The sequence below is a fragment of the Sulfitobacter sp. TMED3 genome, from assembly GCF_002167505.1.
In the GTDB taxonomy this organism is placed as follows: domain Bacteria; phylum Pseudomonadota; class Alphaproteobacteria; order Rhodobacterales; family Rhodobacteraceae; genus Sulfitobacter; species Sulfitobacter pontiacus.
In genome coordinates, this window is the sequence record NZ_NHBI01000025.1 from 64,618 (window position 1) to 79,936 (window position 15,319).

Here is a 15,319-nt window from a genome sequence, read left to right on the forward strand (position 1 = left end):
CATTAATCCTTTGCCAAGGGGGCGAAACTTTCCTATACGCCCCCATCGCCCGATGATTCCTGTCAGCGGGTGATACTCCATGGGCCTGTGCTGGACGACATCCCGGCCTGTGCCATCACTTTAACCTTTCGAAAAGGAGACCCCGATGTCGATTACGCAAGAAGAAAAAGCACGCGTCATGAAAGAATTCGGCACCAAAGAAGGCGACACCGGTTCGCCCGAAGTACAGGTTGCCATTCTGTCCTCGCGCATCGCAACGCTGACCGAGCACTTCAAAACCCACAAGAAAGACAACCACGGTCGCCGTGGCCTTTTGAAAATGGTTGCGACACGCCGGAAGCTTCTGGACTATGTCAAAGGTAAAGATGACGCGCGTTATCAGGACCTGATCAAACGTTTGGGCCTGCGCCGCTAATCAGCGCTGCACCGCCACAACGATGAAAACCGCGCCCTGGCAACAGGGGGCGGTTTTTTTCGTTTCCCCCTGTGCTTNAGTGATGTTCGCCANAAGGANAGCCTATGCCAATCAACCTGCGTGANCTCACCCCGCAAGATACCGATGCAGCCGCGCTGCTTTTCTTTGCTGCGGTGCATCAGGGCACCGCGGATGTGTATTCGGCCGAACAACGCATCGCTTGGGCCGGAAAAGTCCCCGCACCCGCCACATGGCGAGGGCGGTTTGATAGTGTCGCGGGTATCGTGGCCGAGATAGACAACCGTATGGCGGGNTTCATGACCCTTGACCGCGAGGGGCTGATCGATCTGGCCTTTGTGCACCCCGATCATATGGGCACNGGCGTNGGGCGCACTGTNTATTTTGCCATCGAAGACCGTGCCCGCANATTCGGCGTGCGACGTCTTCGGACCTTTGCCAGCGAAAAGGCAAAGCCGTTTTTCACGCGNATGGGCTGGACCGTCGAGGNNCCCAATATNNTCANCAAAGGCGGNGTCACCTTGCAAAACTANAAGATGTTCAAGACCTTGTCAGGCTGACCCCCTTGCNGCTCTGCNNCGGCTTGCAATCTGTGGCNTNCAGGGCCGCGTGTAGGGGNCAACGCTTCCCTTCCCATCGCAGGCAAACTGCTGTATGGCCGCACAATCTGAAAGCCGGCGCCCGGACTCCAGCGCCCGACAAAGAAGATACCGGAGTCAGGGGGAATATGCCCTCTACGCAAATGGCCCGATCCGGGCCGAAACAGGAAACGTAGATGTTTAATGTAACGAAAAAATCCATGCAGTGGGGCGAAGAGACGCTGACACTGGAAACTGGCAAAGTGGCCCGTCAGGCAGACGGTTCGGTGATTGCGACACTGGGCGAAACCAGCGTCATGGCGAACGTCACCTTTGCACGCCAGCAAAAACCCGGTCAGGACTTCTTTCCGCTGACCGTCCACTACCAAGAGAAATACTATGCCGCCGGTAAAGTACCGGGTGGCTTCTTCAAGCGTGAGGCCCGCCCCACCGAGAAGGAAACCCTGACAGCCCGTCTGATCGACCGTCCGATCCGNCCGCTGTTCGTTCCCGGCTTCAAAAACGAAGTTCTGGTGATGTGTACNGTTCTCAGCCACGATCTGGTNAANGANCCCGANATGGTCGCCATGATCGCTGCCTCCGCAGCGCTGACCATTTCCGGCGCGCCGTTCCGNGGCCCGATCGGTGCCTGCCGCGTTGGTTTCGAGGATGGCGATTACGTTCTGAACCCGACCGTCGACGACATGCAGGACCTGCGCCTGAACCCTGATCAACGTCTTGATCTGGTTGTTGCCGGCACCAAAGAAGCCGTGATGATGGTTGAATCCGAAGCCTATGAGCTGTCGGAAGAAGAAATGCTGGGTGCGGTGAAATTCGCGCACGAGCAGATCCAGCCTGTTATCGACCTGATCATCGATCTGGCCGAAGACGCCGCGAAAGAGCCGTTTGACTTCCAGCCGGTTGACTATTCGGACCTGTCCGCTGCTGTCAAAGCCGCTGGCGAAGACGCNATGCGCGCCGCCTTTGCAATCGCCGACAAGCAAGAGCGCACCGCCGCTGTTGCCGCTGCCCGCGAAACAATCAAAGCCGCGCTGACCGAAGAGCAACTGGAAGACGCGAACCTCGGGTCCGCTCTGAAAGGCCTCGAAGCGTCCATCCTGCGTGGNGACGTGGTTAAAACCGGTAAGCGTATCGACGGCCGNAAGACCGACGAAATCCGCGACATCGTGGCCGAAACCGGCATCCTGCCCCGTACACACGGGTCGTCGCTGTTCACACGTGGCGAAACACAGGGTCTGGTTGTGACCACTTTGGGCACCGGCGATGACGAACAGTTCATCGATGCGCTGCACGGCAACTTCAAATCCAACTTCATGCTGCACTATAACTTCCCGCCCTATTCGGTTGGTGAAGTTGGCCGTGTCGGTGGCCCCGGCCGTCGCGAAATCGGTCACGGCAAGTTGGCTTGGCGTGCNTTGCAGGCGGTTCTGCCTGCCTCCACCGACTTCCCCTACACCATCCGCGTTGTGTCCGAGATCACTGAATCGAACGGCTCCAGCTCGATGGCGTCGGTTTGCGGTGGCTCCTTGTCCATGATGGACGCAGGCGTTCCATTGAAAGCGCCCGTCGCGGGTGTTGCCATGGGTCTGATCCTGGAAGAAGACGGCTCCTANGCGATCCTGTCCGACATCNTGGGTGACGAAGACCACCTNGGCGACATGGACTTTAAAGTAGCCGGTACCGAAGCAGGTATCACGTCGCTGCANATGGACATCAAGATCGCCGGCATCACGCCCGAGATCATGGAGAAAGCTNTGGCACAAGCCAAAGCGGGCCGTGTGCACATNCTGGGCGAGATGAACAAAGCCATCTCCGGCGCGGGTGAATTCTCTGTCCACGCCCCACGNATCGAAACGATGCAGATCCCAACCGACAAGATCCGTGAAGTNATCGGGTCCGGCGGTAAAGTGATCCGCGAGATCGTTGAAGTGTCCGGCGCGAAAGTCGACATCAACGACGAAGGCATCATCAAGATCGCATCGCCAAACGGCGACTCGATCAAGAAAGCCTATGACATGATCTGGTCCATCGTGGCCGAGCCTGAAGAAGGTGCGGTTTACACCGGTACCGTCGTCAAGATCGTTGATTTCGGTGCCTTCGTGAACTTCTTTGGCAAGCGCGACGGTCTGGTNCACGTATCCCAGATCGAAAACCGCCGCCTGAACCACCCTTCGGATGTTCTGAAGGAAGGTCAGGAAGTGAAAGTGAAGCTGCTTGGCTTTGACGATCGCGGCAAGGTGCGCCTGTCGATGAAAGTTGTCGATCAGGAAACCGGCGAAGANATCAAGAAAGANGAAGGCGGCGAAGCGTAAGCTTCNCCACCCCTTNTGAAATGACGAAAGCCCCGGCCTATGTGCCGGGGCTTTTTTTGTGCCGTGACGGGTTNGTCCCGTTTGGCTTTAGCTTTCCATAAAGCTGTCCAGACGGTCCCAGAGCGAGTTATCCAGCAGCAGCTTGAAGCGCAGGTAGAAACCTTCCTGATACAGATCGCTACGCAGGGCCGATTTGTTCATCGCGCGGTTATAGCCCAATGCAACCAGCGCACCTTTGGTGGGGGCAAACCCGATCTCTGCGCCGATACCGTTGGTNGCATTGCCTTGNTCGTCCCACAGNTGCGCGGCGTTCAAGCCGATCTGGAACCGGTTGTCGCCGAACTCGTAGTTAAAGCCAGCCTGCACCAGTTGGGTGGTGGCGCGGGCAGAGAACCCGCCAAGGGTGGTCAGCTTTTGCGACTGGCCCGCGTATTTCGCGTTCAAGCGCAAGTCGGCGTCTACTTCATAGGCCGCGTCTACAGACCACATATGGGTCACCGACTTGGTCTCGCGCTGTTCGATGCGGTGCTCGTACCATGCCAGCACTTCGAGGCGTGGATCGTGAACCGGACGGTAGGCGATACCCGCACGCGACCGGATCCGGCGGTGGTCACGACCGTCGCGCTTGTCCAGTGCAACACGGGTACGGCCCAGCACGGTGAAGTCAGGTGTGACCTTACCCGCGATGCCAAAGCTGGCGTAATGGGTGTTGCCGTTGTCTTCAAAGGTGGTGTCCGCATCGGCATCGCCCACCCAGCTTTCCGCGCTGGACCCCCACTTCGCGCCAAGGGCAACGCTGGTCAGACGGTGATCGTCGCTTTCCATGCTGCGGGAATGTTCAATCCCGAAGCTGAAGCTGGTGTTCCCGTTCATGGCCCATTTGCCCATCATCGCNTGGGTAAACATGGTGTCCGAAGATCCCAGACCTTTGACGAAATCGGTGCTCCCGCGCAGCCAGTCATTCAGGTCGTAAGAGAAACCCAGCTTGGAGTGTGTGGCCATGCTGTCGTCGCCAAAGGTCATTTCGACCTCGCTATAGGCACGCCAGCCGGGCACGGGCTCTCGGTACATGCCCAGGGTCAGCTCTGTCGGACGGTCCGAGCCGCCAAAGGGGTGACGCAGCTCTGCGGTGATGACGGTGCCGGGGCGGTTCGCAGGGGTCCAGTGGCCGCCAAGGATCAGACCGGGATGGGCCTTCTTCGAGGTTGCGGTGTGATCCAGACGATACTCCAGCCCGATGTAGCCTTTGAAGTTNGTGCTGAACTCTTTGGCATAGACAGCATCCACGGTCAGACGCTCGATGTCAGAGGTGCGGTCACGTACATAGTCCACACCAAGAACAAAGTCGCTGGTCCCGTCGATCTCAAANCCGTAGTTCAGACGTGCGCGGGTGGTGCCGGGCAGTGCCAGACCGCCGCGCGAGNCAAANTTCTCGCCGGTGTGAACCATTTCGAAGTTGAAGTGTCCGGTTTCCTTGCGGATGTCATAGGACAGACGGTAGGCGGTATCCGATACGCCATTTGCATCTTCGGAGCGCGCAGCCTCGGCTTCCCACACGCCACCCTGCGTCCCCTCGTGACGGATATAGGCAGAGTGCAGACGCTCGCGGGCNGTNTTGCCACGGTCGGCATCGGCATGCACGATACGTGCGCCAACGGTGGTGCGGTCGGTCAGCGCGAGGTTCACCTCACCGCCATAGAGCCAGTAGCGGTCGGCCCCTTCCACATCGACTTCGTAGGTGACGCGCACCGACACAGGGTTGCCCTGACCGTCGAACTGACGCACCGCATCGTCAAAAGTGATCGAGTTGCCAAAGAAGTCCAGCAAGTAGTCGCTGCCGCGGCGCAGCGGCGTGGTCGAGATGACATCCCCGCCCTCTTCNTCGCGCACCAGCAGTTCAACCCGCTCGGAGCCTTGTACATAGCCGTCCAGATCCAGGTCATAGGGGCCGGACACACCACGCCCGAGGAATTCCTGCACGCGCTGCTCTTGGGCNGTACGGGCNCCGAACAGGGTCACGCCGACCTTGTCGTTTTCCCAATGGGCNTTGGCACCGGTNACCACNCGACGCATGCCGTCAAGCTTCANCGCGCTGGCTTCGGGTTCGATCGCGATGTCNCCGTAAAGGATGTACGAACGACCCTTTTCGACCTTAACGTACAGGTTTTCCGAGGATTGCGCGTCGAAGCCACGTTCGGAGTTGTCNCCATACACAGGGTAGAACTCGTCGCCACGGATGTCGCGGAACAGNCGGTCTTCGGTNTCACGGTCCGAGCTATAGCGCAGTGTCAGCAGCGCATCACCCGAGATCACGCCCTTGAGGTACACTTCACCCCGCAGACCGGTGGTTGTGTCTTCGAAAGAGCTGAAACGATCCGCGTCNAGCAGCTCACCCTTCGCNCCGCCCAAGGCCACGGCCCCTTCGATCACGCCAACCATGATGCGCTGGTCCAGATCGGGGGTGAATGTGATGGTCTCTTCGGCGCGGCCAAAGGCACCGCTGATGGTGATACGGTCTGTGCCTGCAACCTGTGGCGGGATCAGCCCAAAGGTGGCCTCNCCGTTGTCCAGATAGACCTGCACGCCGGGGGTGCCTTCGCGGATGTCGGCCACGTCCCACAGGGCCAGCTTGGCGCTAAGGGTCACNGTACCGGAGGCAGGTACAGGCATGCCACGGGCATCCAGCACACGCACCACAACCGGGATCACATCGGTCGGCGATGCGGGCGCGGTGTCGGGCATGATCACCTCGAANTTGGCGGGCTTGCCGGGGGCAACCACGGTGATTTCCTCNCGGACACGTTCGATGCCGAAACCGTCACGGCCGACCAGCGTCAGGGTGTTCNGCCCCGCGTCCAGTTTCACCGCGACAAAATCCAGTGCCTGCGTGTTGTTCTTCTCGAAGCTTGTACGCTCGCCCACGCGGTCGCTGCTCAGCTCGCGGCCNTTCACCAGCAGGCCCAGCGACAGATCGCCCTTGCCCTTGACGCGCACGCTTTGGGTGCGGCGATCCAGTGTCTGACCGTCGGTCAGGTCCACGAAACCGGGTGCATCNTCCAGCGTTTTGATCANCATCTCGAGCGACTGGCGCTGTGCCTTGCCAGACGCTTTTTCAGAGACGGAGTTCGCCGCGCGGTTTTCATCCAGACGCTGCATCAGACGCGAGGTCAGCTGCGTGGTGGTCGCCACACCGGCTTCGCTGCGCACCGAACGTACCGGCGCACGCTGGCCTTCAATCGGCAGGTCGGCAGCGGTCAGCGCGTTGGATTGCGGCTGCTCGGCAAAGTACTTCTGACGTTGGTCAACCTCGGCCATCGCTTCGGGGGTGCAGTCCAGCACGGCGAAGTGCTCGGCGCGCAGTTCCCCTTTGCGCAGCGGGATCAGGCGCGACCCTCCGCGCAGCAGATCGTTGGTGCGGGTTACGGTCACTTCGGTACCAACGGGCAGGGTTTCGTCCTGCACAAGGAACGCATGGGTCACGGGGCGCAGACCGAAAAGGGAGTATTTACCATCCATATCGGTCACAACCGACAGACCCTCTTGGGTCACGATACGGACGCCGGGGATGCCTGGTTCAGTGTGGTCGCCACGGATACCGTCTTTGTCACAGTCCATAAAGACCGACCCGATGACAGTGGCTTCGCGGGCGAATACGCCACCGCTGTTGTTCAGTTTGACCATCGCGCGGGCAGTCTGGGACTGCATCACGGTACCGGTGCCCGCCTGACGACCCGTCAGAACCGCGGTGTTCTCGTTGCGGCCTTCGCGGGCGGCTGCGGTGAACTGCATGACATAGGTCAGCTCGTGGCTCGACAGGGGGGCCAGCATGCCCAGGTCATAGGTCATGTCACCCGACGCATCGACGGCAGGGTCTTCCATTGTCTCGCCGTTGAAGGTCACCGACCCTGCAACCAGCTGGCTGCCAAAGGCGGGGCGATCCATGATCTCGGCACCGATCAGCGCCTGGTTCATATTGTTGGTGAAGTTCAGGGTGTAGACCACGAACTCGCCCGCGCCGACCATGTCCTTGTCGGCCTGCTTGTCCAGCGCCAGCGGCACACCATAGTGTGGGTCCGCAGGGATGTCCGAGATATCGAGCATCCCACCGGCGTGGCGGAAGCTTGCCATATAACCGGCCCCCGCAACGCGACGGTTAAAGCCGGGGAAGTCGGCGCGCACGGAAGGAACCTCCCATGCGGGGGCGTTCATCACGGCATACTGGTATTCACCGGCAGGCATGTCACCGAAGCTGAAGAAGCCGCGGGCATCGGTCATACGGCGCGCCATTTCGGCACCGCTGTTCATGTCCATCAGCGCGATGGCCACATCACCGATCGGCTCGTTGGTCAGCGCATTGAACAGGAAGTTACCGGGGGTGATCAGCAGTTCGTCTTGCAGCGCGGCACCGGCACAATCGGCAGTGGCGATCAGACGGTCACCGTCGGTGGTCGCGATCACATTGTCGCCGGATACGGGCACATCCATCCGCGCCATAGGAACGGCGGCGGTAAGGAAAACACCGTTGTTAGGGTCTGTTTCCGTGGCCGTCACACGCTCTACATCGCCGGTCAGGAAGCTGCGCAGCGTGATCATCGCACGATCTGCGGACATCGTTTCGTTGCATGCTCCGGCGGTCAGACGCAGGCGGGTATCGCTGTTTGGCACGGCGTGCGGTTGGTCTGCTGCGGTTTCAGGATGTTCAAAGTGCAGGGCACCGGTCCCGGCAGCATCGCGGCTGTAAACCGTTGTGTTAGAGTCTACATCAACTGTGCGATCTTCCATTTTCACGAAGCTGCGGGCGGTGTTGGCGACCTCTACGTCGCCCAGGTTCATGGGCACGGTCACGGTGAACGCGGGGTCACGGGCAAAACCGATTTCGTAGTCGCCCTCGTGAAAGAAAGCCACGGCGTCGACCTCGCCAGCGGGGCGCGCCGTCTGGTAATCATGACGCGCATCGCCTGCCGCGTGATACAGCGCAACCATGCCGCTTGGGTCGGTGATGCTGTGGAAACGGGCGTTCAGTGGCACCTCGTCGCGCAGCAGAACGCCTGTGGCGGCGGCCCCGTCGATGCGGATCTGGGCACCGTGTACGTCACCATAGGCCAGCACTTCACCGTCCGAGTCGTTGCGCAGGCGCAGCGTGTAGGTCAGCTGTGTTTCGTCTTCCATCTCGCGGACGGATTGTTCCTTTTGCAGCTCAAGCGAACTGCCCATTATGGTGGTCTTGCCAGCTGCGGCCCCCCTCAGGATGCGACGGGCCGCGAAGCCTGTTGTGCTTGTGGCGGATACCGACAGCACCGACTGCATCAGCGTGGCGGGAGTGGCATAGAAGGAGGTGCGGAATTCGTAGATGAGCTGAGCGCTGTCGCCCACATCCATGAACATCGGCGCGCCCGAGCTGATCGTGGCTTCGCCATTGTCGATGCGACCATTGGCATTCGCGTCATAGACAAGGCGGGCGTCGTTCATCATGGCGGCACCCTCTTGGTGCTGCATGGTCATGGCGGCGTTCAGCGGGACATTCCCGATGTTGGCGACCTCGAAGTAGTATTGCGCCATCGCGCCACGGGTCAGCATCAGTTCGGAGTATCCGTTGACATCCAGCGCAGGCACTGCGGCTACTTTGGCGTCTACGGCGTTCGAGTATACGGTCTCGATGATGCCCAGCGCTTCGTTAAAGTAGGTGGTCTGCGCGACGTTCCGGATGAAGGTTCCTGCGGGTACCTGCTTGGCAGCGGCGCCGTGCGGCAGGAGGGAGATCACCAGCGCGACGATCCAGAAACACGACATCATGCGGAGGGCGGTTTTGTGAAAGGTGCGGTCCATTTGATCAATCCCTGTTCTATCTTTTCTAAGAGGAGAGGAAGTGTGGTTCCCCCGGAGCGAGGGGGGGAAGGGTGCTCCGGGGAAACCTGGGGTTCGTTTACTGATCCACCTGAACGGTGAATTCTAGCGTGGCGAACCCACCCGGAAGGACCGTGCCGTGGTCGCTCGAGATATTGCTCGGAGTGACTGTGGCGGTGCTACCTGCCGGGAAGAGCGTTTCGCTGCATGTGCCACCACAGTTGGTTACCGATGTGTAGGCAGGGGCGGCATCAGAAATGATGACGCTTGCAGCGGGAGAGGAGCCGGTGTTTTCAGCTTCCACTTTGTAGCGGATGCACTGACCGGGAGAGACGTCCTGACGGGTCTTGGTAAAGGTCCCGACGGTGCCGTCGCAGTTGGCGTCGATGTACTGGTACTTGCTCAGCGTGACGTCGCCAGAGATGATCACGATCCGGTCTTCTACTGCGTTGTCAGCAGTATCCGCGTCGGTCGCTGTGCCACCGTTCAGCGAGGGATCAAGGCTGATGGTACCGATTTCGGTCACACCGCTTGTCGCTGTCGATGGTGTTTGCACACGGTAGATGACCGAGATGCTTTCACCGGGGGCAAGCCCGTTCACACCAGCCGATACACCGTCCGTCAGATCATCAAAGTTGTCGATCACCAGCTCGGAAGGGTCGATCACACCGTTGCCGTTGGCATCCCAGAACAAAGCGCCCGAGAAGTTGTTCAACCCTGTGTCGTTGATCGCACCTTCGGTGATCGCAACGTTACCGGTGTTGGTGATGGTGTGCACCATGTCGACGATACCACCGGGCGAGGCCTGGGCGTTCTGGTCATCGATGATCTCTACGTTGTAGATCTCGTTCACGGTCACTTCGTTGACGATCCGGTCGCCTTGGCCCGAGACAGAGGACACCAGCGCGATGTCGACCAATGTGTCACCCGGTGCCTGATCTGCCGGCGGGGTTACCACAACGGTGAAGGTATCGCTTGCACCAGCAGGGATGGTCCCNGTGTTGCTGATCGCGGACCCGTCAGCGGAGCGGAATTCGACGGTCCAACCGGCGGGCAGCGCTTGTGCCAGCGAGAGGTTGTAGCTGTCGGATACCGGACCGTTGTTTTCAACGACCATGTCGTAGGTGACCGGTGCACCGGGNTCGGTGGCATAGTTCACCCAAGGCGCGCCGCNGTTGGTGGGGTCAAGGCCATCGCCTTCGGAGCCTGCGACTGCGTTCTCAAGATCAACGGCAGAGGCAAGGATCGCACCGGTGAAGGTCGCTGTCGATGTATCGGAAACACCCGAGGCATCGGAGGTGGTGGATACGGTGGCGTTGAAGTTGGCAGCAGCCGTTGGGGNCACATCTGTTGGCAGTGTTGCGATCAAGGTGACCTTGGCGCTGTCACCCGCAGCAAGCGGACCGACGGAACCGATGATCGGTGTCACACCGTCTGCACCCACAAACCGGAAGGTTGTGCCATCGGGGTAGTCGACGTTGCTGACATCAAGCGTCAGGCTGTCGGTCTGGTTCGACCGGTTGGTCAGCACGAATTCATGCTTCACTGTGCCACCCTGGGCCGCGTCGCCAGTTTCGGTCACGACATCGTTGTTTGCCGCGTCATCATCTGTTGCCGAAGCNGTCGTTGGATCGGCTGCACCAGCACCGTCGATGGCTGTATCAGCGATGGAGACCGCGAATTGGTCATCCACAATGATCGAAGCTGTGTTCGAGGGTGGGAAGGCAACGTTATCGATTGCCTGTGTGGCGACGTTTTCAATGATACCCGCATCAGCAGTGTCGAGGATCACAGCTTGGAACGTCACACTACCGGAGCGGCCGGAACCGACGCTCGAGATGTTGAAGTTGACGCTCTGGCCGTTGGTATCAAAGGCGATTGTCTCGCCCGANCCATTGGTCGCATCNACCGAAGAAGACCCGTTGGCGTCATCCAGAATACCCGCGGCGTCAGACCACCGTGCCGAACCGGGCACATAGGCCAAGCGACCGTCCAGAATGTCATCGACGGTATAGTTGTTCGCAGCAGCCAGACCGGTGCTGGAATATGTCAGCTCGATGCTCACGGTATCGCCGGCATCGACGATGTTGGGGTTACCNCCGGACGCTGCATCNGCGACCATGGACTTGACCAGNTCGACAATCGCGTCGTTCGAGATGGTTAGCGTATCGGTGTTGACGGCTGTCNNTGTGCCGTCAAGATCAGACCTTGCGGTCACTGTGATGCTGTCCGACCCTGTTGCNTTCGAGGGGACAGAGACTTCGATGACGACGCCGAACTGCTCGCCCGGTGCCAATGTTGGCGTTTCGGTCAGCGGTGTGGCGCTATCCGCGACACCATCCATGTTCGCATCCGGATAGAAGACGATGGCAGAGGTATCGAGCGTGCCTGTGTCTGTCTCTACTGCGGTCAGTGCGAAGAAGTCTGCGCCGTTCCCTTCGTTGGTAACAATGTGCGGCAGGAAGGCTTTACCACCGGGTGCGATGGTTTCGTTGTTGTCCGANGTCAATGTCACGCCAGCAACCTGCTGAACGATCGTTTCAACCGTGTTCGACGTGACCGTGATGGTATCGCCGGCTTGGTTCGTATAGGTCGCAACCGCTTGGTTGCCGATCACGGACCCGGCTTCTGGTGCGGCGGCCAAAGCNGCTGCGCCAAATGCGGCNGTNACNGCCATCGCGCTTGCAGAGCGCATGAAGAAAGATTGATGTTTCACGTTAGTCATTCCTTAGATTTATCTAGATTAGGTAAATTGGATCAGGTTCCCCCCGATCAGTTGACGCGCACCCGATAGCTGTTGAGTGCGATTTCGCCTGACTCCAAAGGTTCGCTGAGCGTCCAACGGACGGCAGCAATCTGATCCTCAGGAAGTGGTTCTGGTTGAAGTGTGCCATCTGCACCGGCGACCATGCGGGTGGCGGGAAGTGTGGACCATTCAAGGCCATCGTTTTCAGGGTCGAGATCAGCCTGGACTTCGAACACGGCCTTGATCGATGTGCTCTGTGCGCCAAGCGTCAGGGTGACCCCTTCGGGTACGGGCGCCGCAATAACGATCCCCGCAAGTGCGTCTGCAGTCGTGTTCTCGTGCTGCAGTTGGTATTGGATGACCTCGCCAGGGCGGACGGTGCCCCGCTCGATCAACTGCTCTTCGCCACCGTCATTGGTTTCGACGATGCGGAAAGAAAATGTGCTGGAAAGTGCGTCAGCAAAAGCCGGCACGCCGGCGACAGAAATCGCGACACCAGCAAGCAGTGCACGGGCGATTTGTTGAGTTTTGAAAGTCATAATTTTTTCCCCTAGTTGCCGACCACCGCCGGCGGTTTTGATGAACCGGCCCAGTGTTTGGGCTGTCCTGAACTCATCATCAGGGGAAATGTCTCGGGGTGCATTCTCGCTTAGGGCTAGGTTTTTGATCTGCTGGGCAGCCCCCTANCCGTCCGTATATGCGGCGCTATCAATTCGATGGCGAAACACGCAATTCGCGCGGTGATTGCAGACGNAAACCCGCATCTCGCCGCGCAAAGCAGNCGAGTCACCCTCATGNAAAAGGGCNTTGATTCTATTTATTTTGGGGAATGTTTGGCCCGATCCGGGCCNNGATCAGGGAAAACCCCGACCGGATAGCCGGACAGGGCGTTTCGTATAGTTANCTGTCAGTGAGAATGGCCGTGCCCGCCATGATCGTCATCGTCTAACGATCCGTGTACCGCAAACTGGTCAATTCCCGCATCCTGCGGTTCAATGAANCGATAGCTTTCGCGCACACCNCTGTCGGAAAGCTCGCGTGCGACGGTCAGCAAGGTGTTTGGCGCNTGGTCGGCGCAAAGCTCCATCATCTGGGCGACTTCCTCTTCCGCGACGGGNCGNGCCGCTTCGGGCGACGGCGCGCCATAGATCTCGACGAAATGCTTCATCAGNTGCAAGGTGATCGCTTCAACCTCGAAGGGTTCGGCTTTGGTCACGGCAACAAAGGTGACGCGGCCAAACGTCTCTACGCCCATCCAGCCATTCGCGAAGGCCTGCCGCGCCTTGCCGGTCAGATCACCTTCGGACCAGTTCGAGAATTCGAACCCGCCAGAGACGCACCATTCACCCGTGCGCGCGGGCGCGTGGAACACATTGCGGTCGCTTTCATCAAAGTGGATGGCGCGGGCGAGGAAAAGATCGCTCATGGGGNTGGCTCCAGCAGGTCGGTCAGAGGGATAAGATGCGTGGTCGTATCGGTTTTCAGCAGCAGGCCAAAGTTTTCGTCGATACCGGTAAAGTCGCCCGTCAGATCGCCATAGGTGATCTGATCGCCCATGGCCCAGGCCAATCCGGTCCATTCCTTNTGCAAGGGGCCCGCGCCCTCGTCATCCCAGCGGTTCAGCGCCACCAGCATATGCCGCGCCCAGGCCTCTAGCAGNTCGACCGGGCTNACCTCGGCACACCCCTCGCCNTAAAGTGTGGTGANATCCGGCGTTTCGCCCGGCGTGTCGGATTGCGGCAATAGCTTCACGTGAAACGAAACGACCAGCCAGTCGGGCACGTGATGAGGNTCTGTATCAGACGACGCCGCCCGCATCTGGCCGCAGATCGCACCGTTCAAACGCAGATCGCCGTTCCACGCGAGATGCACCCCCACCTCTGGCGGGGCGAGCGCGCCAAGCGCGTTCTGGAAGCCCACGGCACAAAGCGGGAGCATCGNCATCGCNNGGGCCAACGGCACCTCGGGCGCAAAGACGATGGCGGCCTGCAATACGCTTGGCCCNAGATTATACAGCACNAGCCCCGCATCACACCCCTGCCGCGCCTCTGCGCAGGCCTGAGCGAANGGGTCCTCCGCCTGTGCGCCGGTNAACAAAGGGGGGAAGACGGGGCTGTCGCTCATGCGTGCCCGCCCGCGATCAGGGCCTTGGCCACCTTGCGGAAGCCTTCGGCCTGCGTGCTGTCGGGTTTCGACACCACAATCGGCGCGCCCCCGTCAGCCGCGACACGGATATCCAGATGCAACGGAATCTCGGCCAACAAAGGCACGCCCAGCTTTTCAGCCTCGGCGGCGACGCCCCCATGCCCAAAGACATGTTCCTCGTGCCCGCAGTTAGAGCAGATATGCGTGCTCATGTTCTCGATCATCCCGAGGATCGGGGTCTTCAGCTGGTTGAACATGTCGATCCCCTTACGGGCATCCAGCAGCGCCACNTCCTGCGGTGTGCTGACGATGATCGCGCCGTCCACATGGGCCTTTTGCGCCAGCGTCATCTGCACATCGCCGGTGCCGGGGGGCAGATCAACNATCAACACATCCAGCGCGCCCCATTGNACCTGCATCATCATCTGCTGCAACGCGCCCATCAGCATCGGGCCGCGCCAGACGACCGCCTGATCGTCATTGGTCATCAACCCGATCGACATCATCGTCACGCCAAAGTTGCGCATGGGCAGGATCGTCTTGCCATCGGGGGACGCAGGCCGCCCGGAAACGCCCAGCATCCGCGGCTGCGAGGGGCCNTAGACATCGGCATCCAGCATGCCCACGCGACGCCCTTCGGCGGCCAGCGCACAGGCAAGGTTCGCGGCAACGGTAGATTTACCCACCCCGCCCTTGCCTGACGCAATAGCGATGATCCGGTCCACGCCGGGGATCTTCTCGGGCCCCGCGGGTTCGGACTTGCGCCCCANNTTCAGGTCGGGCGGCGGTGCCTGCTTGGAATGGGCCGTCAGCACGGCCGAGACAGAGGCAACGCCCTCAAGCGCCTTNACAGCNGCGTCGGCCTCGTCGCGCAGCTTGGCGTAGGCGTCGGCGTGGCTCGGGTTGACCTCAAGCACAAAGCGCACCGCGCCGTCGTCGACGGTCAGTGCCTTCACAAGCCCAAGCTCTACAATATCCTTACCGGAGACGGGATCGTTCAGGGTTTTCAGGCAGGCCAGTACGGCATCACGGGTGACGCTCACGCTTCGGACTGCCCTTGGATCTTGCCAGTCACGACATGTTCAAGGTCCAGCCCGTCGATGGTCAGCACCACCTTGGCTTCGAATGTCTTGCCGCCGGTGTCGCCGTTTTCGCGCATCGCTTCTTCGATCGCCTGCTGCGAGGTCACACCGACCTGCTTGAGGAACTTGCGCATCGACATGTTGAAATCATCGCTCAT

10 protein-coding genes are annotated in these 15,319 nt (G+C 60.0%); 3 read left to right on the plus strand and 7 right to left on the minus strand.

Features of this window, described 5'->3' with window-relative positions; translation table 11 throughout:
• The first annotated feature begins 145 nt into the window (after positions 1–145).
• The 3 genes from rpsO to pnp all read left to right on the plus strand — a co-directional run bounded on the left by rpsO (position 146) and on the right by pnp (position 3,344).
• On the plus strand, positions 146–415 hold the full coding sequence (gene rpsO / locus CBB63_RS07495; protein ID WP_005850267.1) for a 30S ribosomal protein S15: 270 nt from the start codon (positions 146–148) through the stop codon (positions 413–415).
• Positions 416–519: 104 nt separating this feature from the next.
• Positions 520–993: a GNAT family N-acetyltransferase gene (locus tag CBB63_RS07500; RefSeq protein WP_286698704.1), complete on the plus strand. Its 474-nt coding sequence runs from the start codon at positions 520–522 to the stop codon at positions 991–993.
• A 215-nt stretch (positions 994–1,208) separates the two neighbouring features.
• Positions 1,209–3,344: a polyribonucleotide nucleotidyltransferase gene (gene pnp / locus CBB63_RS07505; RefSeq protein WP_286698705.1), complete on the plus strand. Its 2,136-nt coding sequence runs from the start codon at positions 1,209–1,211 to the stop codon at positions 3,342–3,344.
• 87 nt (positions 3,345–3,431) lie between these two features.
• Here the strand turns inward: pnp and CBB63_RS07510 are convergent, their stop codons facing one another.
• The 7 genes from CBB63_RS07510 to CBB63_RS07540 all read right to left on the minus strand — a co-directional run bounded on the left by CBB63_RS07510 (position 3,432) and on the right by CBB63_RS07540 (position 15,319).
• Complete coding sequence (locus CBB63_RS07510; RefSeq protein WP_286698706.1) at positions 3,432–9,170, minus strand: hypothetical protein; 5,739 nt, start codon at positions 9,168–9,170, stop codon at positions 3,432–3,434.
• A 97-nt stretch (positions 9,171–9,267) separates the two neighbouring features.
• Entirely contained in the window at positions 9,268–11,913 is a 2,646-nt protein-coding gene (locus CBB63_RS07515) for an NEW3 domain-containing protein (RefSeq protein WP_286698707.1), read from the minus strand.
• Positions 11,914–11,960: 47 nt separating this feature from the next.
• Positions 11,961–12,473 (minus strand): hypothetical protein, encoded by a 513-nt coding sequence (locus tag CBB63_RS07520; protein ID WP_005850277.1) that lies wholly within the window; start codon positions 12,471–12,473, stop codon positions 11,961–11,963.
• Between the two features lie 368 nt (positions 12,474–12,841).
• Positions 12,842–13,360: a DUF6505 family protein gene (locus CBB63_RS07525; RefSeq protein ID WP_286698708.1), complete on the minus strand. Its 519-nt coding sequence runs from the start codon at positions 13,358–13,360 to the stop codon at positions 12,842–12,844.
• Positions 13,357–14,058: a biotin/lipoate--protein ligase family protein gene (locus tag CBB63_RS07530; RefSeq protein WP_286698709.1), complete on the minus strand. Its 702-nt coding sequence runs from the start codon at positions 14,056–14,058 to the stop codon at positions 13,357–13,359. The genes CBB63_RS07525 and CBB63_RS07530 overlap by 4 nt, the downstream gene beginning before the upstream one ends.
• Entirely contained in the window at positions 14,055–15,122 is a 1,068-nt protein-coding gene (locus CBB63_RS07535; protein WP_286698710.1) for an Mrp/NBP35 family ATP-binding protein, read from the minus strand. The genes CBB63_RS07530 and CBB63_RS07535 overlap by 4 nt, the downstream gene beginning before the upstream one ends.
• Positions 15,119–15,319, minus strand: a complete 201-nt coding sequence (locus CBB63_RS07540; RefSeq protein ID WP_009825478.1) for a DUF6494 family protein — start codon at positions 15,317–15,319, stop codon at positions 15,119–15,121. Before CBB63_RS07540 ends, CBB63_RS07535 begins: the two co-directional genes overlap by 4 nt.